Source organism: Lentzea guizhouensis (genome assembly GCF_001701025.1).
GTDB lineage: Bacteria > Actinomycetota > Actinomycetes > Mycobacteriales > Pseudonocardiaceae > Lentzea > Lentzea guizhouensis.
Genome location: NZ_CP016793.1, coordinates 6,400,199 through 6,425,714 on the forward strand (window position 1 = coordinate 6,400,199; position 25,516 = coordinate 6,425,714).

At 69.4% G+C, this 25,516-nt stretch carries 18 protein-coding genes; 15 read left to right on the top strand and 3 right to left on the bottom strand.

Annotated features, from left to right (window positions below; genetic code table 11):
- Positions 1-63: 63 nt before the first annotated feature.
- Entirely contained in the window at positions 64-2,748 is a 2,685-nt protein-coding gene (locus BBK82_RS31305; RefSeq protein ID WP_218920385.1) for an AfsR/SARP family transcriptional regulator, read from the bottom strand.
- A 67-nt stretch (positions 2,749-2,815) separates the two neighbouring features.
- On the opposite strand from BBK82_RS31305, the gene BBK82_RS31310 reads away from it, so the two are divergent.
- The gene (locus tag BBK82_RS31310; RefSeq protein WP_065918209.1) at positions 2,816-3,343 is read left to right on the top strand and encodes an ArsR/SmtB family transcription factor; all 528 of its coding nucleotides are present in this window, start codon (positions 2,816-2,818) and stop codon (positions 3,341-3,343) included.
- A 78-nt stretch (positions 3,344-3,421) separates the two neighbouring features.
- Here the strand turns inward: BBK82_RS31310 and BBK82_RS31315 are convergent, their stop codons facing one another.
- The gene (locus tag BBK82_RS31315) at positions 3,422-3,790 is read right to left on the bottom strand and encodes a YciI family protein (RefSeq protein WP_065918210.1); all 369 of its coding nucleotides are present in this window, start codon (positions 3,788-3,790) and stop codon (positions 3,422-3,424) included.
- 182 nt (positions 3,791-3,972) lie between these two features.
- Here BBK82_RS31315 and BBK82_RS31320 point away from each other — a divergent pair, with 182 nt between their 5' ends.
- The 4 genes from BBK82_RS31320 to BBK82_RS51865 all read left to right on the top strand — a co-directional run bounded on the left by BBK82_RS31320 (position 3,973) and on the right by BBK82_RS51865 (position 5,916).
- Entirely contained in the window at positions 3,973-4,293 is a 321-nt protein-coding gene (locus BBK82_RS31320) for an ArsR/SmtB family transcription factor (RefSeq protein WP_065918211.1), read from the top strand.
- Entirely contained in the window at positions 4,290-4,796 is a 507-nt protein-coding gene (locus BBK82_RS31325; RefSeq protein ID WP_170067995.1) for an SRPBCC family protein, read from the top strand. The genes BBK82_RS31320 and BBK82_RS31325 overlap by 4 nt, the downstream gene beginning before the upstream one ends.
- An 11-nt stretch (positions 4,797-4,807) precedes the next feature.
- On the top strand, positions 4,808-5,608 hold the full coding sequence (locus BBK82_RS31330; RefSeq protein WP_065918213.1) for an alpha/beta fold hydrolase: 801 nt from the start codon (positions 4,808-4,810) through the stop codon (positions 5,606-5,608).
- A 62-nt stretch (positions 5,609-5,670) separates the two neighbouring features.
- Positions 5,671-5,916 (top strand): fumarylacetoacetate hydrolase family protein, encoded by a 246-nt coding sequence (locus BBK82_RS51865; RefSeq protein ID WP_170067839.1) that lies wholly within the window; start codon positions 5,671-5,673, stop codon positions 5,914-5,916.
- Between the two features lies 1 nt (position 5,917).
- Here BBK82_RS51865 and BBK82_RS31335 read toward each other — a convergent pair whose 3' ends face one another.
- Positions 5,918-8,668, bottom strand: coding sequence for a tachylectin-related carbohydrate-binding protein (locus BBK82_RS31335; RefSeq protein ID WP_083268278.1), 2,751 nt, complete (start codon positions 8,666-8,668; stop codon positions 5,918-5,920).
- A 439-nt stretch (positions 8,669-9,107) separates the two neighbouring features.
- Here BBK82_RS31335 and BBK82_RS31340 point away from each other — a divergent pair, with 439 nt between their 5' ends.
- The 10 genes from BBK82_RS31340 (at position 9,108) to BBK82_RS31380 (ending at position 25,513) form a co-directional block, all read left to right on the top strand.
- The gene (locus BBK82_RS31340) at positions 9,108-18,782 is read left to right on the top strand and encodes a polymorphic toxin-type HINT domain-containing protein (RefSeq protein ID WP_065918215.1); all 9,675 of its coding nucleotides are present in this window, start codon (positions 9,108-9,110) and stop codon (positions 18,780-18,782) included.
- The gene (locus BBK82_RS31345; RefSeq protein ID WP_065918216.1) at positions 18,779-19,234 is read left to right on the top strand and encodes a hypothetical protein; all 456 of its coding nucleotides are present in this window, start codon (positions 18,779-18,781) and stop codon (positions 19,232-19,234) included. Before BBK82_RS31340 ends, BBK82_RS31345 begins: the two co-directional genes overlap by 4 nt.
- A gap of 433 nt (positions 19,235-19,667) precedes the next feature.
- Entirely contained in the window at positions 19,668-19,835 is a 168-nt protein-coding gene (locus BBK82_RS54620) for a hypothetical protein (protein WP_237047674.1), read from the top strand.
- A 25-nt stretch (positions 19,836-19,860) separates the two neighbouring features.
- Positions 19,861-20,193 carry a DJ-1/PfpI family protein gene (locus tag BBK82_RS54625; protein ID WP_065918217.1) on the top strand — a complete coding sequence of 111 codons (333 nt, stop codon included), beginning with the start codon at positions 19,861-19,863 and terminating at the stop codon, positions 20,191-20,193.
- 173 nt (positions 20,194-20,366) lie between these two features.
- A complete protein-coding gene (locus tag BBK82_RS31355; protein WP_083268279.1) occupies positions 20,367-21,350 on the top strand; it encodes an ABC transporter substrate-binding protein in 984 nt (327 codons plus the stop codon).
- 1 nt (position 21,351) lies between these two features.
- Positions 21,352-22,434 (top strand): FecCD family ABC transporter permease, encoded by a 1,083-nt coding sequence (locus tag BBK82_RS31360; RefSeq protein WP_083268280.1) that lies wholly within the window; start codon positions 21,352-21,354, stop codon positions 22,432-22,434.
- Positions 22,431-23,267, top strand: a complete 837-nt coding sequence (locus BBK82_RS31365; RefSeq protein ID WP_065918218.1) for an ABC transporter ATP-binding protein — start codon at positions 22,431-22,433, stop codon at positions 23,265-23,267. Before BBK82_RS31360 ends, BBK82_RS31365 begins: the two co-directional genes overlap by 4 nt.
- Before the next feature lie 174 nt (positions 23,268-23,441).
- Positions 23,442-24,041 (top strand): sigma-70 family RNA polymerase sigma factor, encoded by a 600-nt coding sequence (locus BBK82_RS31370; RefSeq protein WP_065918219.1) that lies wholly within the window; start codon positions 23,442-23,444, stop codon positions 24,039-24,041.
- 25 nt (positions 24,042-24,066) lie between these two features.
- Complete coding sequence (locus tag BBK82_RS31375) at positions 24,067-24,621, top strand: ATP-binding cassette domain-containing protein (protein ID WP_218920386.1); 555 nt, start codon at positions 24,067-24,069, stop codon at positions 24,619-24,621.
- An 88-nt stretch (positions 24,622-24,709) separates the two neighbouring features.
- Entirely contained in the window at positions 24,710-25,513 is an 804-nt protein-coding gene (locus BBK82_RS31380; RefSeq protein ID WP_065918220.1) for a metal ABC transporter permease, read from the top strand.
- Positions 25,514-25,516 lie beyond the last annotated feature (3 nt).

Genomic DNA, 25,516 nt, shown 5'->3' on the forward strand with positions numbered 1-25,516 from the left:
GTCAAGGACCAGACCGGTTGACCTGTCGAGCCTGGACGTGCCGGGACACCGGCACGTCCAGGCTCAGCCCAGGTCGGCCAGCAATGCCCGGATCTCCTCGGCCTTGCCCTCGCGACTCTGCGTCTCGTACATCTCCAGCGCCTCCTGCCACACCCGCCGGGCCGCAGCCCGATCTCCCAGTGCCGCATGGGTTCTGCCGAGCCGCGACAGGATGTCCGCCCCGACGTACACACCACTGATCCGCTGGTACAGCTCGCGGGCGCGCTCGTAATGTGCCAGCGCCTCGTGGAAGTCGCCGGTCTCGTACGCCACCAGGCCGAGACTGTCCACAGAGGCCGCTTCACCGTCCACGTGCTCGATCGAGCGGTACAGCTCGACGGCGGCGGAGCTGTGGGTCCTCGCCTGCTCGTAGTCGCCGGTGCGCGCACTGAACCAGCCGACCGCGGCATGGCCCTGAGCAAGCCACATCGTCCGATCCAGCTTCATGTACAGCTGTAGCGCAGCCCGCGCGTGTGTGAGCCCTTGGGCGAAGTCGCCCTGCTGCTCCGACAGCACGCCGAGCACGTAACGGCATTGCGCCTGACCGGCCACGTCGCCGATGCGGTGGGAGATGTCGATCGAGTGCTCGAGGTGCCGCCGTGCGAGCTCGTGTGCACCGAGCCGGGCATGTGCGTCGGCGACTCTGCGGTGTGCGAGCGCTTCGGCTTGAGGCTCGGCCAGCTCCTGGGTGGCGCGCAGTCCCGTCTGAGTCGTCTCCAGGGCATCGTGGGTGAGACCGCGCCGGAAGTGGTACGTGGTGAGCGTCCATGTCAGCTTCCACGTGCGGTCGTGCCATCCGCGCTCCTCGGCCATCCGGATGGTGGCGAGGAGCGAGTGGTGTTCCTGTTTCAACCACTCCATCGCGGCACCTGCGTCAACGAGGTCCTCGGCGACGACATCCGACTCGGGCAAGGAGATGTCGGGGCGTTGTGGGTAGAGCAGACGCTCGGCCCGGTACGCCCTGAACAGGTAGTGGTCGACCAGTCGCAGCGCTGCCTGGTCGGCGTTTGGCAGACCGCTCGCCTCCTCGCGGGCGTACAACCGCACCAGGTCGTGCATCCGGTAGCGGCCTGCGTGCACCTCGGTGAGCAGGTGGGCGTCGACCAGCACGTCCAGCGGCAGGGCGTCGATCGGCATGTCCGCGAGCGCGCCAACCGCCTGCGTGCTGATTTCGGTGCTCGGGGCCAGGCCCAGCAGCCGGAACAGTTCCAGCGCATCTTCTGGCAGTGCCCGGCACGAGGTCGCGAGGACGGACCTCAGGCCGGCCTCGGTGTCGTCCAACGCGTCCAGCCGGTCCGCCTCGTCGCGCAACTCCGCCGCCAGCACGGCCAGCGGTAGCCGCGGGCTCATCGCGGCCCGGCTCGCGACGATGCTCAGCGCCAACGGCAGACCACCGCACCAGCGCAGCACCTCGGCGACTGCGTCAGGCTCGGCGGCCAGCCGATCCGCGGGCAACCTGCGCGCGATCAGGTCGTGTGCCTCGGCGTCGCTCAAGGTGTCCAGGTCGATCACGTGCGCCCCGTGCGCCACCACGAGCTTGGTCAGCCGACGCCGGCTCGTCACCACCATTGCGCACAACGGGCTGCCGGCCAGCAGCGGTTCGACCTGTGCGGTGTCCGCGGCGTTGTCGAGCACGATCATCATCCGCCGCGTCGCCAGCAGGCTGCGGTACAGCGCCGCCTGCGCGTCGACGCTCGAGGGCAGGTCCGCGGCGGCGACTCCGAGCGCGGAGAGGAACCCGCTCAACGCCGTGGACGGAGTGACCGGATGGTCAACGGGGTCGAACCCGCGCAGGTCGACGTACAGCTGACCGTCGGGAAAGCGGTCCAGGTGCTCGTAGGCCCAGCGCAGCGCGAGCCACGTCTTGCCGATGCCACCCCCACCGCCGATCCCGGACACCACGACGGTGCCGAGGCCGTCGGCGAGCTGCCCGAGCTCGCGTTCCCGTCCGGTGAACAGGCGTGGCTCGGCGGGCAGCTGCCGCGGCACATCACGTGTGCCGGGGACCAACGCCGGGTCTGCCTCGAGCATCCGCTGGTGCAGCTTCCGCACGGCCGCACCGGGGTCGACGCCCAGTTCGTCCGCGAGCGTGCGGCGCAACCGCTGGAAGTGTTCCAACGCCTCGGCTTGCCGGCCGTTCCGGTAGAGCGCGAGCATGAACTGCCGTGCCACCCGTTCGTCCAGCGGTTGGGCGACGGTCATCGCCCTGAGCTCGGCGACCAGCTCGTGATGCCGTCCGGCGTCGAGCAGCTGGTCGTTGTGGTCGAGCTGCGCGGTGAGGCGGTCCGCGTCCAGCCGCGCCCGCACCTCGACCGCCCACGGGCTGTCCATCCCACGCAGTGCCTCACCTCGCCACAACGCGAGCGCCTCGCCCAGCGCACCGGTGCCGACCAGGTGTGCGAAGAGGTGCACGTCGATCGTCAACGGGTCGGCGACCAGCACGTACCCGCCACTGCGGCGTTCGATGGCGACGCCGCCCTCGGCGAGCACAGGTCGCAACCGGGACACGTAGGTGAACAGGGAGTTGCGGGTCGAACGGTTGCCGCGGTCGCCCCACACGCGTGTGACGAGCTGGTCGGTCGACACCGTCTTGTTCACATCGACCAGCAGTGCTGCCAGCACCGCGCGTTTCCGCGCGTGACCCACTTCGATCACGCGGTCGCCGACGAGCATCTCCAGTTCGCCGAGCAGGTTGAACCGCGTAGTCACCTCTTCAAGATCCTTTCAAGGTCCTCCGCGCAATCCTGGCACGCGGCGTTCAACGGGGGGAGAAGCGGTGCTGCGGTTGCACTTCGGGGTGGACGACGTGGCGAGAACCCGGTTCAGCGGAGGAGGGCTCAACGGCAGACACCTGGCGTTGGGCGTGGCGGAGGCGCTGAACTCACTGCACCCGAGGATCAGCTGGCGGTCGCCGGTGCTCGAGGTGCGGGCGACGGGCTCACGGGAGGTGCGGCTGCAGGGCTGCGGCCTGCTGCTGCAGTGCGTGGTCGGGCCGTTCCAGCTGATCATGGACACCGGCGTCCAGCCGGTGCTCCGCTACCCGGCCCAGGCCCGTGACCAGGCAGTGGGCGCGCACGCGGACCCGCTGACCGAGGTGCTCGGCCGCACCCGCGCGAAAGCGTTGCGTGCGCTGGAGAACGAGCTGACGACCACGGAGCTGGCACGCAGTCTCGGTGTCAGCCCGGCCACGGCTTCGCAGTCGGCGGCGGCGTTGCGCGGTGCCGGGCTGATCGCCACCCGCCGGCAGGGCAAGGAGGTGCGGCACCGGATGACGCGCAAAGGCTGGGAAATGCTCGTCGTGTGACCGCACCTGAGCCGAGCGTCGCGACCTTGTGCCCGCCCTCTGCGACCGCGTCAGCGAACAAGCCGCGCTGCCGGCCCGTCAGGCTGCGGGCTCTTCCTGCAGGGCGCGCACCTCGATCTTGGACCGCAGTGCCTTCGAGGCCTGCTTGGTCCACTCGATCGCGACGTCGTCGTTCTCGGCCTCGATGATCCAGAAGCCACCGAGGTACTCGGCGGCCTCGGCGAACGGGCCCGGTGTGAGCACGGGGCTGTCGCCGGAGTAGTCCACGGTGGTCGCGCTCGACGGTGGCTGCAGGCCCCCGGCGGTCACGAACGCGCCCGCCTCCACGAGGGCGGTGTTGAACGCCCCGACCGCGGCGATGACCTCCTGCAGCTCCGCGGGGTCCATGTTCTCCATCGTCGGCTCCTCGGCGGAGTCGTGCGGCAGGCTCAGGAAGTACTTCGTCATCGTCGTCTCCTCGTCGTGCGGCCGTCGGCCGTTGCGTGATGCCCGAAACGCTAGGCGGGGCTCGGCGCTGGCGAATCAGTCATCGTGACTGGTGTCCGGGGGACGATGACCAGCTGTGGTTCGAGCTGCGGACACCGTAGATACACTTGTGTGTATATATGGCTACGTGTATGTTCAAGCCCATGGTCGACACCGTGCAGCGCCGGTTGACGGCGATTTCGGAGCCGAACCGGTTCCGGATCGTCGAGTTGCTCAGGGATGGCCCGCAGTCGGTCGGCGGCATCGTCGACGCGCTCGACATGGGCCAGCCGCAGGTGTCGCGGCACCTGCGGCTGCTGGCCGAAGCGGGTGTGGTCGAGGCGACGAAGCAGGCGCAGCAGCGGATCTACCGGCTGCGCCCGGAGTCCATGCGCGAGCTGAGCGACTGGACGCAGCGGTTCGCCGGCCTGTGGGCGGAACGGATGGATCGTCTCGGCTCCTTCCTCGAGGAGACGGGACAGTGAGGAGCCAGGACATGTCCGGGGACGGCATCGTGATCGACAGGTCGCGCAACACCGTCCACATCAGTCGCACCTACGCGGCCACTGTGGACCGTGCGTGGTGGGCGTGGACCGACGCCGAGGCCATCGCGAAGTGGTGGGGTCCGCGGGGCTGGGCCGCCACCGTGTACGAGATGGACGTCCGGCCGGGTGGGCGCTGGCGGTTCGAGATCGCGCCGGTCGACGGATCGGCCGCGCCGGTCCGCGGTCTCGCCACCTACAAGGTGGTCGTCGTCGAGGCCGAGCTGGCCTACGACGACACGTTCGCCGACGAGGCCTGGCAACCCGACGGCACGGCGTCGTTTCCGACCGAGGTCAGCTTCACCTCGACCGAGGCCGGCTGCCGGGTCGAGGTCGCGGCGAGGTTCCCCGACGGCGAGGCGCTGCGGCAGGCGGTCGAGCTGCAGATGGCCCAGGGCTACGCCGAGGCCCTCGACCGCCTCGACAACCTGCTCGAAACGACCTAGGAGACACGAACGTGCAGACCATCACCTCCGCGGACGGCACCACGATCGCGTACGAGAAAGCGGGCTCGGGCCCGGCGATCATCGTGATCAGCAACGTCGCCGAGGACCACACCGGGGTCGCCGGGCTGGCCGCGGCCCTGGCCGAGCACTTCACGGTGGTCACCTTCGACCGCCGGGGCCGCGGCGCCAGCGGTGACCCGCAGCCCTACGACCCGGCGCGGGAGATCGAGGACATCGCCGCACTGATCGGCATCGCGGGCGGTGCCGCGGCGTTGACCAGCGGCTCCGGCGGTTGCGGGATCACGCTCGACGCGGCGAGCGCGCTGGGGGACCGGGTGACGGGGCTCTACCTGTACGAGCCTCCGTTCATCGTCGACGACTCCCGGCCGCCGGCGCCCGCCGACTACGTCGACCACGTGGAAGAGCTGGTCGCGGCGGGCAAGCGCAGCGAGGCCGTCGAGTACGTCATGACCGAGATGATCCGTGTCCCCGCCGAGTACGTCGAGCCGATGAAGCAGGACCCGTCCTGGGACGACATGGCCCGGTACGCCCACACCTACGCCTACGAGGGACGAATCCTCCAGGGGCTCATGGACGGCACACCGCTGCCCGCTGACCGCTGGTCGATCGACGTGCCGATCGCGGTCGCTGTCGGCGGCAACAGCGAGGAGTTCTTCCGCGTGGGTGCCGAGGCGCTGGCCGCGCTGCTGCCGAAGGTCACGGTGCTGACCCTGCCGGGACAGGACCACGGCGCGTTCTGGGCGGCACCGCGGCCGGTCGCCGAGCAGGTCCGCGAGTTCCTGCTCGGCTGAGCGGGCGAGACGGGTCCGTGCGAAGGCGTGACAGCAAGGGGTTCTTCCCCTCAGGAGACCTGGTGGATGGGAAGTCGTTCCCCGGCTCCGGTCCCACCGGACCCGCGCTCGTCACGCTCGACGAGGTCGACGACCCGGACGACCTGGAGATCAGCGCAACCCTCAACGGCGGGGTCGTCCAGGCATCCTCCACAAAGGACATGACCTTCCCGGTGCCTCACGCCGTGCGGGCACCGGCCCCTGCTGCCCGCAAGCGAAGGGCCCCTTCGCCCACCTGGCGTGGACGAAGGGGCCCCTCCTCCGGTTGACCTACTTGACCGAGCCCGTGACGACCTCGGGGGTCACCTCGGTGCTCGACGCCTCCAGGTCCGCGTTCGCCGGGAGCGCGGCCTGCTGGTCGGACGAGTACGACTGCGTCTGGATCAGGTAGTACTGGGCGCCGATGCGGTAGAAGATCCGCTGTTCGGTGCCGCTGCCCGCGGCGAAGGCGGGGTCGACCGGGCTGGTGTGCTGGAGGTTCTCCCACACCCGCCAGGTGTTCCGGCCCGGCGAGGTCTGACCGGTGCGGTGGATGTCGTTGAACGTGTCCCGGATGACGATCTCGACGATGCCGAAGTTGTTCAGCAGCACCGCCGGTGAGCCGGTGAACTCCAGCGCACCGCTGATGTCCGTCCAGCCCGCGAAGCCGGAGGAACCCTCCCTCTGCGTGTACACCTTGTTGTCGGTGCCGCGGACGGCGAGCTGCACCTTGCCGTCGGAGAACACGACCGCGCCCGGAGTGCCGGCACCCGTGACACCCGGAGCGGTGCGGGCGGCCTGGAGGGCACCGTTGGCGAACCGCTTCACCGCGATCGCGCCCTGCGGGTTGCGGTAGGCGATCTCGAAACCGTTACCCGCGGCCACAACGGTCATGTCGCCCGTCATGTTGTACGTGCCGTTGTTGGTGGCCTGGCGCCAGGACCGGAATGCGCCGTCTGCGGTGAACTGCGTGGCGTACCACAGCTTGTTGTTGCCGTCGACGGCGAAGGCCGTGAGCAGCTTGTCGTTGCCCCGCACCAGGACCGGTGCGCTGAACAGTGCACCGTTCACACCCGCGGGCGGATCCCACTGCGTGTTGCCGGCCGTCTTCTGGGTGTAGGCCTTCGCCTGGGCGTTGCTGCCGTAGCCCATCACGACGGTCTTCTTGTCGTCGCGCTGAGCCAGCGAAGCCCGGCCGGTGAAGCCGGTGCTCGACAGGCCCTGGAACGTCATGCTCTCGGTGCCGGGAACCGTCTGGTGACCCCAGAAGAGCGTGCCCGCGTCGTCGACGTAGCTGACCTCGAACTGGGTGCGGGTCGGGTTGTAGATCATCTGCGGACGCTCGTTCTGCGGCGCGGGCACGCCGGTCGGCGGCGTGACGACCTCAGGAGCCTTCAGCTTGCACTGGTCGACGTCGACCATGAACTCGTTGACGTTCTGCCACCAGTAGATGTGCTCGCGGCCGGAGTCCTCGGCGCTGTTGGCCCAGGACTTCGTCGCGTTGTTCCAGCGGTACCAGTAGAGGTCCCAGCCCGAGAGGGCGTAGATGACGTCAGCACCGGGCGACAGGATCTGCTTGTGCATGTTCCAGCCGGCGCCGGGCAGCTGCTCGGCGTACTGGATCCAGCGGCGGTTCTTCCAGTCGTAGTGGAACCGGAAGAGCGCGCCGTCGTTCACGTTGCGGTCACGGGCGAACAGGACGCCGTCACCCGCGGCGAACACCTGGTCGTACTTGCCCCAGCCGTCGTCGATGATGGTCTTGGTCCACGTCTTGGCGACCTCGTCGTAGACCAGGTGCTCGAGCTGACCGGTCGCCAGCACCGCGTAGAAGTGGTTGTTGCTGTCGACGGTGATCCGGTTGTGGTAGTTGGGGTCGGCCCAGCCGCCCCAGCCCTCGGCGATCTTCTCGCTGACGCCGTTGTTGTCCCAGCCGGTGCCGTTCCAGCGCGTGCGGTGCACCTCGCCGCTGTGCCGGATGGTGTACTTCCACCCGTTGGCGCCGGCGAGGAAGCGCTGGTTGTCGTTCCAGGCGAACCCGATGTTCTGAGGAGCGTTCCAGTTCGTGATGCCGGTCTCCGGCTCCATGTGCTCGCGGCGCCAGAGGTTGTTGTCCGCGAAGGACCCGAAGAGGTCGACGGTGGGCTTGCACTCCACTTCGGGCGCCACGTCGCCCAGCTTGCACGAGTCGATCGCCGGAGCGATCTCGTCCGCGTCGGTCCAGGTGGAGATGCGCTCCCGGTCGTTGCCGTAGGCGCCCTTCTGCCACTTGTCCTGCTCGGGAAGGTAGCGGTACCACCAGGTCTCGCCGCCGGCGTGCATGCCGTACAGGATGTCGGCACCCGGCGAGGTGATCTGCTTGTACATGTTCCAGCCGACACCGACGAACTTGTCCTGCTGCGTCCACGTGTTGGTGGTGTGGTTGTAGACGTTGCGGTACAGGGTGCCGCCGTTCACGTTCGGGTCACGGGCGTAGATCACGCCGTTGCCCGCCGCGAAGACGTGGTCGTACTTGTCCCAGCCGGTGGCGAGCACCGTGCGGGTCATCGTCTTCGTCACCGGGTCGTACTTGTGCACGGCGAGGTCACCGCTCATGTCGACGCTGTAGACGAAGTTGTTGGTGTCGACCGTGACGCGGAAGTGGAACTTCGGCTGGTCCCAGCCGCCCCAGCCGGTCTGGACGACCTCGCTGACGCCACCGTTGTGCCAGGTCTGCGCCTCGTCGTTCCAGCGGTGCCGACGCAGGGCGTTGTCCTCGATGAACCAGACGTAGCCGTCGGGACCGGCCATGAACCGGATGTTCCAGCCCCAGCCGATGCCGTTGTCCGCCGTCCACACGTTGTAGCCCGCGGCGGGCTCGCTGTTCTTGCGCAACCGGAAGTCGTTGCTGTTCGCGATGCCCACGAACACGTTCGCGGTCGGCTTGCACATCGCGGTCTCGACGGCCTGGGCCACGTTGCCGTCGCTCATCAGGACGGGCAGACCGGCGATCCCCAGGACCGCGGCCAGTGACACCTGCAGCAGGCGTCTCAATTTTGTTCTCATGACTGGATTCCTCACTTGACCTGGCCGCTGGAGACCACGGTGGCGTTGACCTTCTGGCTCGATGCCTCCAGGTCCGCGTTCGCCGGGAACGCGGCCTGCTGGTCGGACGAGTACGACTGCGTCTGGATCACGTGGTACCGGGCGCCGACGCGGTGGAAGGTCCGCTGTTCGGCGCTGCAAGCTGAGCCCCCTGCCCGGACACGCGAAAACACGCGTGCGTGGGCACGCGTCCGGTAGTTGCTGTCATCCCCCATGGATGTCGACTTCGCAGGTTGTACCAGAGGTTCGGCTACTGCGGGAGAGCCGAGTGAGCGGGATGGCAGACCCGGGTTTCGTTACACAAGGTGACGAGGCTTACAGGGGTTGTAAAAGGTTGCTTTACGCACTTATGCTGCCCGGCGCCTGCTTCACATGGGCCTTACCTGGGGGAAAGATCAATATGGTCGGCCGTCGCGCCGGGCGTTTCCGCGCGCCCGTGTTCTTGGTGCCGTTGCTGGGGCTGTTGCTCACCGTCACCTTGGTCGCCGGTGTCGCCGGCCCCGGGTTCCCGATCTGGCCGTGGTCGCCGGGCGGTGGCACGCTCGCCGAGCAGCTCGAGAAGGCGCGCGGGCTGGCGTCCGAACAGGACTCCGGCAGCGCCGACGGGCTGGCGTCCGAAAGCGACAGCCGTGAGGGCAACCGGGGCATGCCCGTCTCGGAGCAGTCCAAGCACGCCGTCCCGGACTACCGGAAGGTCACCGACGGCGCGCGCAACGCTGCGAAGGTCACCGACCCGGCCGTGCGGCCGGCCGGCTTCAACGCCACGACCAGCAAGGAGCTCGTCGACAAGCGCGGCACGCACGAGAGCACGTACCGCAACACCGACGGCACGCTGACCACGCAGTTCAGCGACGCGCCGATCAACCACCAGCGCCAGGACGGCACCTGGGCGCGGATCGACCCGTCGCTGGTCGCGGAGAACGGGCAGTGGCGCAACAGGTCCGACGGGGTCGACCTGCGCGTCGCGAACGCGGCCGGCGCGGCCGACCTCGTCAGGCTCAAGCTCGACGACGCCCACGAGTTCGCCTACGGCATGCGCGGCGCGCGCAACGTGGCCGGACGGCTCGACGGCACGACCATCACCTACCCCGGCGTCGCGGACCACACCGATCTCCAGATCGAGTCCGTGGCCGGCGGCGCCAAGGAGACGCTGGTCCTGCGTGACCGCGCCGCTGCCCGCACCTGGGACTTCCCCCTGCGCCTCAAGGGACTCTCGGCCCGCGTCGTCGACGGCGCGGTGTCACTGGTGGACGACCGCGGCCGCGAGAAGCTCCGCATCCCGCCCGGCTACATGATCGACTCCTCCGTCCGGGGCGAGGACTCCGCCGCGGCCATCTCCCACGGCGTCCGTTACGAGATCGTCGACAACGGACAGACCCTGCGCATCTCGCTCGACTCGGCGTGGCTCGACGACGCCGCACGCGTGTACCCCGTGCTGGTCGACCCGAGCGTCTTCGAGGCCTCCGGCAAGCTCAGCAGCATGCAGGTCACGAGCAGCGGTGGCCGCATCAGCAACCCCACCGAACTGCTCGTCGGCAACAACGGCGGCGTGCGCTACACCTCGCTGGTCCAGTTCCCCGCGGTCGCGAGCGCCCTGCGCAACCACAAGATCTTCGGTGCCCAGCTGCAGGTCGTGAACTTCGACTCGACGACGTGCAAGCCGCAGCCGCTCACCGTCCACCGGGTCGCGGCGCCGTGGAGCACCAGCGGCGCCGACGGCCCGGCGATGAGCCCGCCGATCGCGGGCGCCTCCTTCTCGCACGGCTTCATGGCCGTCGGACAGACCCGTTCGCCCTGCCCCGCGGCACCCGAGCTGATCGACCTCGGCATCGCCGGCGAGCAGATGGTGCAGGGCTGGGTCACCGGTGCCGCCGACCACGGCATCGCGCTGCGTGCCGGCACCTACGCCAACAACAGCGGTTTCAAGCGCTTCACCGGCAACTCGGCGAACCCGCCGAAGCTGTTCGTGACGCACAGCCCGTACAACGCCAAGTACCAGATCGAACAGCCGATCCCGGACCCGCCGGTCACCAGCCAGCAGGGCGGCAAGGTCAAGGTCAAGGTCACCAACACCAGCGCCCTCGACTGGCCACAGGCCCAGTACGACCTGGCGTACAAGCTCTTCAAGGCCAACAACAACGAAGACCAGGGCGTGAAGTTCGCCGCGCAGCTGCCCGCGGGCGGCATCCCGCGGGGCGGCGAGGCGACGCTTGAGGCGAACATCGAGAAGCTGCCGGTCGGCAGCTACGTGCTCGACTTCACGATGCGCCGCGGTGACCTGACGTTCACCGACGAGCAGGTCGCGCCCGCGCGGATCACGTTGGAGGTCTTCAACATCCCGCCGGTCGTCACCGGCCAGTACCCGCTCGCCGGTGCCAGCGTCGAGACGCTGCGGCCCCAGCTGTGGGCGAAGGGCGAGGACCACGAGAACGACCCGCTGCAGTACAAGTTCCAGGTCTGCGAGCAGGACGACGCGGGCAACCCGGTCAGCTGCTTCGACTCCGGCTGGCTCGACAACGTCTACTGGACCGTCCCGGCCGGGAAGCTGCGCTGGGACCGGGTCTTCTACTGGCGCACCTTCCTCTACGACGGCAGCTCGGAGAGCGAGGGCATCAAGTTCTCCGCGCTGATCACCTCGGTGCCGCAGCCCGAGGTCACCTCGCGGATGGGCAACGCGCCCTACACCGGCAACGGTCTGGGCTTCGACCCGATGGTCGGCAACTACACCACCGCGGCGATCGACGCGGCCGCGGGTACCGTCGGCCCCGAGCTGAACGTCGCCCGCACGTACAACAGCCTCGACCCGCGCGCGAAGCTCACCTTCGGCAGCGGCTGGTCCTCCCGCTACGACATGCGGGTGCAGCCGGACGCCGACGGTTCCGGCAACGTCATCGTCACCTACCCGGACGGCCAGCAGGTCCGGTTCGGCCAGAACCCCGACGGCAGCTACACCCCGCCGCCCGGCCGCGCCGCGACGTTGACCGGTCTGCCGGACAACACCGGCTGGCAGCTGGTCGACAAGGACCGCACGGTCTACACGTTCCGCTTCGACGGCCCCGTCACGTCCGTCAAGGACAGTGCCGGTCGCCTGGTGGACCTGCAGTACGACACCGCGGGCAAGCTGTGGAAGGCGATCAGCCGCACCAGCAACCGCACGCTGACGTTCGCGTGGAAGGCCGACGGCAGCCACGTCGAGCACGTCCGCACCGAGCCGGTCGACGGCGCCGCGCTCGAGTGGAAGTACGTCTACGACGGCGACCGGCTGCTCGAGGTCTGCAACCCGGACGCGAAGTGCACGCGCTACGAGTACGAGAACGGCTCGCACTACCGCAGCGTCGTGCTCGACTCGCGGCCGGACTCCTACTGGCGCCTCGGTGAGGCGGGCGGTGACGACGCGGGCAGCCAGATCGGCGTCAAGCTGGGCAAGGACAAGGCCAAGTTCGTCAACATCGGCCCGAACCACGCCCGGCCCGGCGCGCTGGAGGGCAGTGACGACAGGGCCGTCGAGCTCAACGGCACGAGCTACGTCCAGCTGCCGGAGCAGAGCGTCAACAAGCACCGCGACCTCAGCGTCGAGCTGTGGTTCAAGACGACCTCGGCCGGTCCGCTGTTCAGCTACCAGGACAAGGCCGTCGACCAGACGCCCGGCGCGGGTGTGCCGGTGCTGTACGTCGACTCGGACGGCAAGCTGCGCGGCCAGTTCTGGAACGGGCGGATCGACCCGATCACCTCGACCGGCAGCGTCCGCGACGGCAACTGGCACCACGTCGTGCTGTCCGGATCGCTCGCCACCCAGTCGCTGTACCTCGACGGCGCCAAGATCGGCAGCCGCGAGGGTGTGATCGACCACCCGCGCCTGGAGTACGCCTACGTCGGCACGGCGCACACGGTCGGTGCGTTCCCGGGCATCGCCGCGGGCAGGACCCACTTCTCCGGCCACGTCGACGAGCTCGCGTTCTACGCGCGCCCGCTCGGTGAGAACCAGGTGCTCACGCACTTCCTCGCGCAGAAGCCCGGCAACCAGATCACCACCGTGCGCATGCCGAGCATGAAGGTCGCCGCGTCGGTCTCATACGACCACGTGCACGACCGCATGAAGGAGTACGTCGACAGCGACGGTGGCCGCTGGCAGCTGGGCGTGCCGACGATCGGCGGCGACGAGCGCAACATCATCCGCTCGGTGCGCGTCGTCGATCCGGGTGGCCGGCCGCAGTACCTCGACTTCGACGGCCTCAAGGGCCGCATCCTGCGCCAGGTCACGCCGCTCGGCGCGGCGACCAGGCCGGAGGACGTGATCGGCCGCAACTGCACCACGAACCCCGACGGGAACATCACCTGCAACGGCCTCGTGGTGGCCCTCGGCGTCCGGCTGTTCGACTACGACGAGTCCGGCTTCCAGCAGACGATCACCGACGAGATCGGCAACAGGGCCACCCTGGTGCACGACGACCGGGGCAACCTGACGAAGAAGATCAGCTGCCGGGAGGAGGGCAACTGCCAGACGACCCACTACACCTACCAGGCGCCGACGGCGGACCCGACCGACCCGAAGACCGACAAGCTGGTCCAGACGCGGGACGCGCGTTCGTCCGGTCCCGCCGACGACACGTACCTGACCAGATCGGTGTACACGGACTTCGGCGACCTGTTGGAGGAGACGAACCCCGACGGGGGAACGACGTTCCACACGTACACCGACGGCAAAACAACGGCTTTCGGTTCCACGACGGCGAAGGAGCCCGCTCGGCTGCTGAAGTCCACTTCGGACCCGCGGGGTGCGACGACGATCAACAGCTACTACGCCAACGGTGATCTCGCCGAGACGAAGTCGCCCTCCGGCCTGCGCACGGTGTTCACCTACGACGTGCTGGGCAGGAAGAAGACCGCCACCGAGTACTCGACGGCGTTCCCGGCGGGCGCCACGACGACGTACAAGTACGACAAGCTGGGCCGCGTCGTCGAGCTGACCTACCCGGCGGTGAAGAACGCGGTCACCGGCCAGTCCCGCACCGAGACGGCGAAGACGCAGTACGACGAGGACGGCAACACCACCGTCGCCGAGCTCGTCGACTCCGCCGACCCCGGCAACCCGCGCCGTTCGACGTTCGAGTTCGACGACTACGGCCGGATGACCAGGACGATCGGGCCGGAGGGCAACGAGGCGTCGTTCGGCTACGACAACTTCGGCAACCGCACGTGGGCAGTGGACGCGAACGGCGTGAAGACCGTCTACACCTACACCGCGCGCAACAAGGTGTCGCAGGTGAGGCTGGTCGGCTGGCACGGCAAGGCGATCACGCCCGGTGCGTCGCGGGTCGAGCCGCTCGACCCGGACGAGCCGTTGCCGGACCTGGTGCTGGAGTCGAACCAGTACGACCACACGGGCAAGCTGGTGCTCCAGCTCGACGCCATGGGCCGCCAGACCCATTACACGTACTACAACGACGGTCTGGTGAAGGAGATCAGGGCCAAGGCGGACGACCTGGTCACGACCCCGTTCGTCTCGATCCAGCAGAACACCTACGACGCCGCGGGCAACCTGACTCGTCAGATCGGCCTCGGCGGCAAGGTCACGACGCACGAGTACGACGCGACCGGCCGGGTCAAGGCCTCCGTGCAGGAGCCGGACACCCTGCGCAGGCGCACCGACTACAACTACGACCTGAGCGGCAACGTCACGAAGGTCACCAAGAGCGGCGCGTACTCGAACGCGGGTCCGTTCGGTGCCGCGTTCACCGAGGTCGTCGACTTCGAGTACGACACGTGGGGCAGGCAGACCAGGGAGACGCTGGTCGGGCCCAGCGGCCCGGTGACCACGAAGCGGGTCTACGACGACCGCGACCAGGTCACCTCGGTCATCGCGCCGCGCGGCAACGTCACCGGTGGCGTGCCCGTCGACCACACCACCGAGTACCGCTACGACGAGCGCGGCCGTGCCACGACCACGATCTCGCCGCCGGTCACCACGGAGGAGTACGGCAAGGCGCCGTCGGTCACCCGGCCGACCACCGTCACCGGCTACAACGCCTTCGGTGAGGTCACCGAGGTGCGCAACGCCGCCGGTGACGTCATGAAGATGGCGTACGACAAGGCGGGCCGCACCGTCCGCACCGAGTCGCCCGGCTACCGGGCACCTGGCAGCACCGAGACGAAGACGGCCGCGGTGGTCGCGGAGTACGACCCGATGGGCCGTGCCGTGAAGACCACCGACCCGTCCGGCGCGGTCATCCGGATGTACTACGACCAGCGCGGCCGCCTGGTCGAGAAGCGCGACCCGAAGCCGGACGCACCCGCGGAGGCGGGCGGCAGCTGGTTCTACGCCTACACGAACAACGGTGACCTGCTGTCCACTGAGGACCCGACAGGTGCCGTGCAGCAGTCGACCTACGACCAGTTCTCCAGGCCCGTCACCCAGACCGTGCTGGAGACGCGTCCACAGCCCGCGGCGTTCGAGTCGAGGCTCACCTACGACGCGGCGGGCAACCTGGAGACGATCACCTCGCCGAAGAACGAGGTGACCCGGATGGCGTACGACAAGCTGGGTCAGCGGACCAGCGTCACCGACCCGGCCGGCGTGGTCACCCAGTTCGGTTACGACAGCTTCGGCAACCAGGTGTACACGAAGGACGGTCAGGGCCGTGCGACGTACAAGCGCATGGACCAGGCCGGCAACAAGACCGCGGACGTGTCGATCGCGCCCACCGGCGAGACGTTGCGCACCAGCAGGTACGGCTACGACATCGCCGGCAACCTGCTCACCTCCAGCGACCCGCTGAACAAGGTCACCAGGCACACCTACGACGCGCTCGGCCAGCTGACCAAGCTGGAGGAGCCGGTGTCCGCGACCGAGACGATCACCACGTCGTTCGGTTACGACACCTCGGGTCGCCGCACACGAGTGACCGACGGCCGGGGGAACAGCACCTTCTACACGTACAACTCCCTCGGCAAGCCCGAGTCGGTGGTCGAGCCGGCGACCGCGGCGCACCCGGCGGAGGCGGACCGCAGGTGGACCGCCGCCTACGACGGCAGCGGGCGGCCGACCGTGATCACCGCACCCGGTGGGGTCACGCGGACCCGCACCTACGACGCACTCGGCAGGCTCGCCAAGGAGACCGGCGCCGGCGCGTCCGCGGCCACCTCGGACCGGGACATCACCTACGACGCGGCCGGCAGGACGAAGACCGTCAGCGCCCCCGGCGGCGTCAACACCTTCGACTACAACGGCCGGGGGCTGCTGACCTCGGCGACCGGTCCGTCCGGCGACGCCACGTTCGACTACGACGAGGCGGGCCGTCTCAAGTCGCGGACGGACGCGTCCGGCAACGCCCTGTTCCACTACGACAGGGGCAGGCTGTCCTCGGTGCAGGACGGTGTGACCGGCGGTGTCGTCGCGTACGGCTACAACACCGCGGGCATGCTCGAGACGATGAACTACGGCGGCGGCCGGATCCGGACGTTCGGCTACGACAGCTTCGGCCGTGAGTCGTCGGACGTCATCAAGAACGCCGCCGGTGCCGTGGTCTCGTCGATCGGCTACCAGTACGACCTCGCCGACCGGCTGACGAAGAAGACCACCGCGGGGACCGCGGGTGCGGGTGAGCAGACCTACACCTACGACGACCTCGGTCGCACGAAGACGTGGACCTCCGGCGGCAGCACGGTCTCCTACGCGTGGGACAAGTCGGGCAACAGGGTGCAGAACGGCACCAAGACCGCGGTCTACGACGAGCGGAACCGGGTGACGTCCGATGGCGACTACACCTACACCTACACCGCTCGTGGCACACGTGCGTCGCGCACTTCTTCCGGCCTTGAGGAGAAGTTCGACTTCGACGCCTTCGACCGCCTGATCAAGGTCGGCAGCGCCACCTACGCCTACGACGGCCTCGACCGCCCGACTTCGCGGGGCAGCAAGCAGTTCAAGTACTCCGGCCCGTTGATGGACCCGGTCAGCGACACGGACTCCGTGTACGGCCGTGGCCTGTCCGGCGAGCTGCTGTCGCTGGGCTCGGGTGCCGACAAGCGCCTGCTGGTGTCGGACAAGCACGGCGACGTGGTCGCCGGGCTGGACTCCACCTCCGCGGACGTGCGCGACTCGGTCTCGTACGACCCGTGGGGCAAGCCGACGGCGAGCTCGGGAACGAAGCGGAACGTCGGTTTCCAGGGCGACTGGACCGACCCCGACAGCGGTCACGTCAACATGGGCGCGCGCTGGTACGAGCCTTCGTCGGGTTCGTTCACGTCGCGTGACTCGGTGACCCAGGGCGGTCCCGGCTCGGCGGGCTTCAACCGCTACGTCTACGGCGTCGGCTCACCGCTGAACGGCTTCGACCCCGACGGCCACGGCTGGTTCAGCGACGCGATCTCGTGGGTCGGCGACAACATCTCCACCATCGGCCACACGGCGCTGGACGTCGCGGGCCTCGTCCCCGGCCTCGGTGAGATCGCCGACGGCATCAACGCCGTCTGGTACCTCGCCGAGGGCAACTACACCGACGCGGCCCTGTCGGCGGCGGGCATGATCCCGTTCGGCGGCTGGGGCGCCACCGCGGCGAAGTGGGGCAACCGCGGCTACGACGCCATGCGCGGAGCCGACAACGTGCCGACCCCGCGCACCCCGGACGCCCCGCACCCGCGGCGCCCCGACGGCCCCAACGCGGGCAAGGGCCCGGACGGCATGCCGCTGAAGAAGGCAGACGGGCCGTCCGCGGGCAAGGGCCTGCCAGATCCGCGCAAACTGGCAGCAGAAGCGGCCGCACGCAAAGCCGCCGCGGCCAGAGCCGCCTACCAGGCGGCGGTGAAACGCACCGCGGTCGCCAAGGCAGCGGTCGCCCGCGCGGTCAAGTCCAACCCGATCCCGACCCTCAAGGCGGCGCTGAAGCCGCGCATCGCCAACGCCAAGAACATCATCTCGGCGATGCCGAACGCGCCGGCCCGCGTCGTGCAGACCGCGGTGACGAACGTCCAGGACCTGAACAAGGTCTACGAGACGATCAAGACCGCCATGCTCGGCGTCGGCAAGGAGGTGGTGAAGGAAGCCGCCCAGGCCCAGGTGGCGGAAACCCTCGCCACGATGGGCGTGCCCTACGCCGAGGAGATCCTCGACCTGGCAGGCGGTGGCAAGAAGAGGAAGCGCCCCGGGGACAAGGGCAAGGAGGCCAAACAGGACGCCTCCGGTGGAGCGTCGTGCCCGATCCGGCCGCCGGTGACCGCCGACAGCAACAGCTTCGCCGCGAACACCCCGGTGCTGATGGCCGACGGGTCGCACAAGCCGATCGCGTCGGTGCGGATCGGTGACTCGGTGCCGGCGACGGATCCGACCACCGGGCAGACGGCCACCAAGACCGTCACGGACGTCCGCTCGCACAAGGCCGACAGCGAGCTGGTCAAGATCTGGGTCGCGGACAGGTCCGGTGTGGGCTCGGTGGTCGCGACCGACGAGCACCCGTTCTGGGTGGACAGCCTGCAGAAGTGGGTGAACGCCGAGGACCTCGAGCCTGGACACCGGTTCCTCACGGCGGACAACCGGGATGCGACGGTCATCTGGGCGCAGTCCTTCACCGACCACGACCGGCGCGTCTACAACCTGACCGTCGACGGGCTGCACACCTACTACGTGGGTGTCGGACAGACCGATGTGCTCACCCACAACTACCAGGTCACCGGTGTGACCTGCTCGAACGAGCCGACGTTCGGTTCGACCATCCCGGTGCGCGGGCAAGCATCCGTGGGCAACGCCAACGGCCAGCACGACTACCGGGACAACTACCACCAGGACACCGGCATCAACCCGAAGGGGATGTGGGTCCACCACGCCGTCGAGAAGCAGGTCATGAAGAAGTACCCCGGCCTGTTCACGTGGGACGAGATCCACTCGCCGGAGAACCTGCGCGGCTTCCCCGGCGGCCAGGTCAACAACCGCGTCCACCTGAGTGCCATCAGGGTCATGTGGGACGGCTTCTACGACCAGATGCAGGCAGCCAACCGCAGGCCGACCAGGCAAGAGGTCCTGGACTATGCGACCTTCGTGGATGACGAGGTGGGACAGTGGATGGTCCCGAGGAAGCGATGAACGGAGTGGCGGGGTTGGGCAGCTACTACCGGATCAGGCCCGAGGTGGCCGGAGGCCTCGGCGACGACGCGGTCCTCGACCACACCGGCGAACGCCCGGTCGTCACACACCTGCACTACGAGGTGGCCGACTGGCTCGGTGACTGCATCGTCTCGACGTCCCCGGAGTACCTGGTCGTGCCCGGGACGGCGGCCAGGCTGCAGGGAGCGGGTTTCCGGAGCTTCCGGCTGGCGGAGGCGCAGGTGACGGCATCCGACCAGTTCGAGATCTTCAACCCCGGCGGCTCGCCGCCCGAGCTCCTGTGGCTCAGGGTCGACGGCACGCCGGGCGTGGACGACCTCGGGATCACCGAGGCCGGCCACCTCGTGGTGAGCGAGGCGGTGCTCGAACTGCTCCGCGCCGATGGCTTCGACCACGGACTGGTTCTCCCGTGGAGTGCTGAGCAGGTCTGAGACTGGTCGAGGTTGACGGTCTGGGCTCCTGAGCCGCCGTTGCTGCCCGCGGAGAGCGGCAGCAACGGCGGCCGGTGGTGCAGCCACCGGCGGCGGACGGGGCGTAGGAGCGGATCCTTCGGCACGTCATCGTCAAAGACGACTCGCTCGGGACACGCGAGGACAACGTCGCGTTCGTGGTCAGCGTCGACTCCACCAGCATCCGGGCGCGCCAGCACGCGGCCGGCACCCGCCACTGCTCGACGCGGGTGGCAGCAGTGGTCGTTCACGGGACGCGGTTGGTTCCCGCTGTGAGCTGGTTCTCGTGCGCCGGGACAAGCACCTCGGTCTCCTGGATGATGAAGGGGGCGAGACCTGTTCACACCCTCGCCCCCTTCCCCCTTCCAACCCGTTGGCATCTGGAGCGCCACCAACACCTGAGTGGTCGGCGGAGATGCCGCCGCGGTTCCCGGCAGCCGGTGACTTCTTCCGGGAACGGGACGCGGTCGGATCCGCCTGCCTGCTCCACGTTCTGGTGCTGGACGACTGGAAGGACACCGACATGCAGGTCGTCATCGTTCTCCACCCCGGCTTCACCTCGTTGGACGTGCTCGGGCCCTGACCGGACGAGTTCGTGGACGGCGTCGGTGTGCACCGGCACCTTCCTGCTCGCTGCCGCCGGACTTCTCGAAGGGAGGACGGCGACCACGCACTGGGCCGGGCTGGACCAGCTCGCCGACTTCGGTGTGACGCCGTCGAAGGAGCGGGTGGTCATCGACGGTCATTACGCGAGCGGGGCAGGCGTGTCGGCGGGGATCGACATGGCGCTCACCCTGGCCGGTCTGATCGCGGGGGACGAGGTGGCGCAGACGGTGCAGCTCGTCATCGAGTACGCACCGGAGCCGCCCTATGCCGCCGGTTCGCCTGATACCGCTCCCGCTGCTGTCCTGGACAGGGCGAGGAGTGAGCTCTCCGCCTGAGCGCGCAGTCCGGCGCACTGTCCTGCATGGACGATCGTGACCGCCGGGAACTGTTCTGCGTCAGGCGACGACTACTGGTGTGAGACCAGCGGCCACTTTCTTGCGCTGATCTCCGGCGGTGGTCATCGGTGCCGCCGGCTGGTTCGCGGCACGGAGTGAGGAGCGACAGCCTGATGAGGCGAGCAATCCTGGTGTTGGTCGCGGTGCTGCCGCTGGCCGCGGCGACCGCCTGCGGTGGCGCGGCGGGGTCGCCCCCTGCTGCCGCGGGCGGGGCGGTCGTCGTCGAGGACTGCGCCGGCGAGGACGTCACGTTCGACCGGGCACCGCAGCGCGTGGTCACCCTGGACGGGTACGCCGCGCAGACGCTGGTCCGGCTCGGGGTTGCCGACAGGATCGTGGGAACGGGGTTTCCGGCGCCGTTCAGTGCGGACACCGCGCCGTACGAGGAGCAGCTGGCGAAGATCCCCGTGCTGGCCGAGCGGGTGCCCGTCACCGAGATCGTCGCGGCGCAGCAGCCCGATCTGGTGCTGACGAGCTTCGAGTCGTTCGGCGGACCGCCCGGCAGTCCCAAGGAGGCCGACCTGGTCACGATGAACACCAAGGGGCTGACCTCGTGTCTGCGCGGGAGCAAGGCCGCGGCGTTGACCGACCTCGCCCCGACGTACGAGTACGTGCGCAAGCTCGGCGCCGTGTTCAGGGTCTCCGATCGTGCCGAACGGCTCGTGGCGGAGCTGGAAGGGCGGGCGAAGGCCGTCGCGGCCAAGGCGTCCGGAAGCAAGAAGGTCTTGGTGTTGCAGGACAACCCGGTGGCTGGGCAGCCGCTGCAGACCTCGGGCGCCGGCACCATCGCCCACGCCGTGATCACCATGGCCGGTGGGCGGAGCATCTTCTCCGACGTCTCGTCGATGCACGCGGAGATCTCGCCGGAGGAGGTCGTCCAGCGCGATCCCGAGGTCGTGTGGGTCATCACGGACTACACGTTCGCGAAGCTGAAGGGCCAGGAGCTGGTGGCGGCGGTCAAGGCCAACCCGTTGCTGGCGAACACCACCGCGGGGAAGCAGGGGAAGATCATTTCCACGTCGCAGTACCTGGTCTCGTTCCCCAGTCCGCTCAACGTCGACGGCCTGGAGCAGCTCGCCGCGGCCCTGCACGGCTGACATGACGACCACCACCGACAAGCAGCCCGCGTCACCGGTTGCCAGGCGCCGTGCGGAGGCTCTGCCGCATCCCGTTCTGCTCGCCGTCCTGGCCGGCGCTCTCGTCGTGTCGACGTTGCTGGCCACCGGTGTCGGGCCGGTGAGCGTGCCCGCCGGTGAGGTCGCCCGCATCCTGCTGCACCACCTGGGCGGTGGGGGAGACACAGGCGCGGCCGCCGATCTCATCGTGTGGCGGATCCGGTTTCCCCGCGTGCTGCTCGGCGCGCTCGTGGGGGCCGGTCTCGCTCTCGCCGGTGCCGTTGTGCAGGGTGTCGTGCGCAACCCGGTCGCCGACCCGTACCTGCTCGGTCTGTCGCACGGTGCCTCGGTGGGGGCGGTGCTGGTGCTGACGACCGGTGCTTCGGTGCTCGGTGCGCTGACGTTGCCGTTCGCTGCGTTCGCCGGTGCCACCGCGGCGGTGGCGGTGGTGCTCGCGATGGCGCGGCACCGAGGGCGGTTGTTGCCGATGCGGCTGGTCCTGGTCGGTGTCGCGTTCGGTCATCTCTTCGCCGGGCTGACGTCGTTCATGCTCGCCCGCACCGACTCCTCCGCCGCCCAGCAGCAGATCATCTTCTGGATGCTCGGCGGGTTGTCCGGTGCGCGGTGGGCGACCCTGCCGGTCACGGCCGCCGTGGTCGTCGGCGCGACGGTGTTGCTGCTCGTGCGGGCACGCAGGCTCAACGCGCTCGTGCTCGGCGAGGAGGCCAGTGCCGCGCTCGGGCTCAACGCGAGCAGGTTGCGCTGGTACCTGCTGGTCCTCGCCACGCTGTTGACGGGCACGGTCGTGGCCGTGTCGGGTGGTATCGGGTTCGTCGGGCTGATCGTGCCGCACCTGGCGCGCATGCTGGTCGGTGCCGACCACCGGCGGATGTTGCCGGTCACCGTGCTGCTCGGTGCGTTGTTCCTGCTGTGGGCAGACGTGGCGGCCAGGGTGGTGGTCGCTCCGGCCGAGCTGCCGATCGGCATCCTGACCGCGTTCCTCGGCGTGCCGTTCTTCCTGCTCGTCATGAGGGCTCGCGGCTTGGCCACCCAGGAGAACGCATGAGACTCGACCTCGACTCCGTCCGTGTCGCGCTGGGCGGGCGTCCGATCCTCGACCGGGTCAGCCTGACGGTCCACTCCGGACAGTTCGTGGCGCTGGTGGGGCCCAACGGCAGCGGCAAGTCCACGTTGCTGCGCACCGTCTACCGGGCGCGGCGACCCGACTCCGGCACCGTCCGCCTCGACGGACGCGACCTGTGGTCGGTGCCCGCTGCGGAGACAGCACGCCACGTCGGCGTGCTCATGCAGGAACAGCACACCGGTTTCGAGTTCACCGTCGCGGAGACCGTCGCACTGGGACGGACACCTCACCTCGGCCTGTTCGACCGGCTCACCGGCACCGACCAGGCGGCGATCGACGACGCGCTCGTCCGCACCGGGCTGACCGCGTTCACCGGCCGCCGGGTCGGCGACCTGTCCGGCGGTGAACGCCAGCGGGTGCTGCTGGCCCGCGCCCTCGCCCAGCAGCCGCGGGTGCTGGTGCTCGACGAGCCCACCAACCACCTCGATCCACGCCACCAGCTCGACCTGCTCGAGCTGGTCCGCGACCTGGGCGTCACGGTGGTGGCCGCGCTGCACAGCCTCGACCTCGCGGCGACGTACGCCGACACCACCGCCGTGCTGCAGAACGGCCGGCTGGTCGCGCACGGCCGACCCGCGGACGTCCTCACCGCGGAGAGGATCGGCGAGGTGTTCGAAGTGGACGCCACGGTGCATGACGACGGCGGGGGAACGAGGTTCGTGCTGCGGCCGCGGTGCGTCTGCCCGGACGAGCGGTGCCACTGGAGCTGCCGCACCCGCCGGGCCGGGGTGGGCGCTGATGCGCCCGTGTCGTGACCATCTCCCGGACCCGCGCCGGGCACGGGGCCCGGCGCGGGTGTCGCGGCGGTGGACAGCGGCGCAGTGGGGAGACCACGCCGCCGTGGTGCCTCAGGCGACGGTCACGGCGCCGGTCGTGCCGAGAGCGGTGGACGGGAGGATCGACCGGACACACCCCAGTGGTCGGTCCGAATGGCCGGTGAGTTCCCCGGTGTTCCACCGTTACGATTCAGTTTCGTGAGCTGCGCAGATGACGAGGTGACCCGCTGGGCGCTGCAGGCCCGCGGAGGTGACCGCGACGCCCTGGAGCGGTTCGTGCGGGCGACCCAGCGCGACGTGTGGCGGTTCGTCGCCCACCTCGCGGACTGCGCGGTCGCGGACGATCTGGCGCAGGAGACGTTCCTGCGGGCGTTGTCGAGCCTGCGGCACTTCGAGGCGAGGTCGTCGGCGACGACGTGGCTGCTCTCGATCGCCCGGCGGGTCGTGGTCGACCAGGTGCGGATGGCGCGGTCGAGGCCTCGGGTGTCCGCGGACGTCGACTGGGTGCAGGCGGCTGATCGCGCGCAGGGCACGTCGTCGGGCTTCACCGCGGTCGTCGAGCTCAACGTGCTGCTCGACGCGCTGACGGAGGACCGGCGGGAGGCGCTGGTGCTCACCCAGGTCCTCGGCCTGGGGTACGCCGAGGCCGCGGAGGTCGCCGGGTGCCCGGTGGGGACGATCCGCTCGCGTGTCGCGCGGGCGCGCGAAGACCTGGTCAGGGCGGCCGGGCACGGAGTCGGCGAAGTCGGCTGACATTGCCGGGAACTACCCCGGCCGGGTGAACGACCTGTGGCACGTGACCGCGTTGTCCCTGCTGCTCAAGGGAGTGCACTGCCGCTATGGCAGGCATCCCGCCGTTCATTCCGTCGACCTCGACGTGCCCGCGGGTGCGCGGGTCGCCCTGATCGGCACGAACGGCTCCGGCAAGTCGACACTCCTGCGTGCGGTGCTGGGGTTCCAGCCCGTCGCCGGGGGAGTGGTCGAGGTCGGTGGCGAGCGGGCGGCGACGTCGGCGCAGTGGCGCAGGCGGCGCACCGAGGTGGCGTGGATTCCGCAGCTGCGGTCGACCGGCCGGTTCCCGCTGCTGCTCGGGGAGCTGCTGGACAGCAGCGGTGACGGCGGGGCGGCGGGAGGCCGCCGCGGCTCGGACTGGCGGGCTGGAGTCCCGGTGTGCACACGCTGTCGGGCGGGCAGGCGCAACGGGCGTGGCTCGCGCGTGCGGTCGGTGCCGTCGCCGCGGGTGCCGGGATGGTGCTGGCCGACGAACCCACGGCGGCACTGGACTTCGCCGGGCAGGAGGAAGCGGCGGCGGTGCTCACCGAGCTGCCGGTGACGCTGCTGGTGGCCACGCACGACCGCGCGGTCGCCGACGCGTGTGACCGGGTCGTGGAGATGGCCGCCGGACGTCTGCGGGACGTCGCGTGATCGCCGACCTGCTCGCGCTGGTCCCGGTGCAGCGCGCGGGTCTCGGCCTGCTGCTCGGCGCGGTCGCGTTGCCGCCGGTCGGGGTGCTCATCGTCGGGCTCGACATCTACCCGGTCCGGTTCGCGATCATGCACGTGGCGTTGCTCGGCAGCGCGATCGGCCTGCTCACCGGCACGGACCCGTTGCTGTGGGCGCTTTTGCTGTGCGCGCTGGCGGGTGGCGGGCTCGCGCCGTTCGCGACGACCTCGGCCGGCCTGTCCGGTGCGATGGGCTTGCTGATGAGCCTCGCGATTGCCGTGGCGCTGCTGGTGCTGTCGATCTCCGGCGTGAACGCCAACGGCGCGTTCGAGCTGCTGTGGGGTTCCATCCTGTCCACCCGGCCGGTCGACCTCGTGGTGCTCGGGGTGCTGGCGGTGGCTATTCCGGCGCTGTTCTGGTGGCGGCGCAGGGATCTGTCGTTGCTGTTGCACGACCGGGAGCTCGCTGCCTGCTCCGGCGTGCGCACCGGCCCGTTGACGACGGCCTTGCTCGTGGTGATCGCGGTGTCGATCGCCGGAGCCGTCAAGCTGACCGGCGCGTTGCTCGTGGACGCGCTGACGTTGTTGCCCGCGCTGGCCGCGCGGCGCATCGGACGCGGGCTGACCGGGATGGTCGTCGCGTCCATCGGCATCGGGCTCGTGGTGGCCGTCGCCGGCCTGTTGCTCGCACTCGTGCTGGACCAGCCCCCTGGTCCGGTGCTCGTCCTGCTGGCGGGCGTGATCGCCCTGCTCGCCCAGCTGCTACCGATGAGGAGAACCTGACCA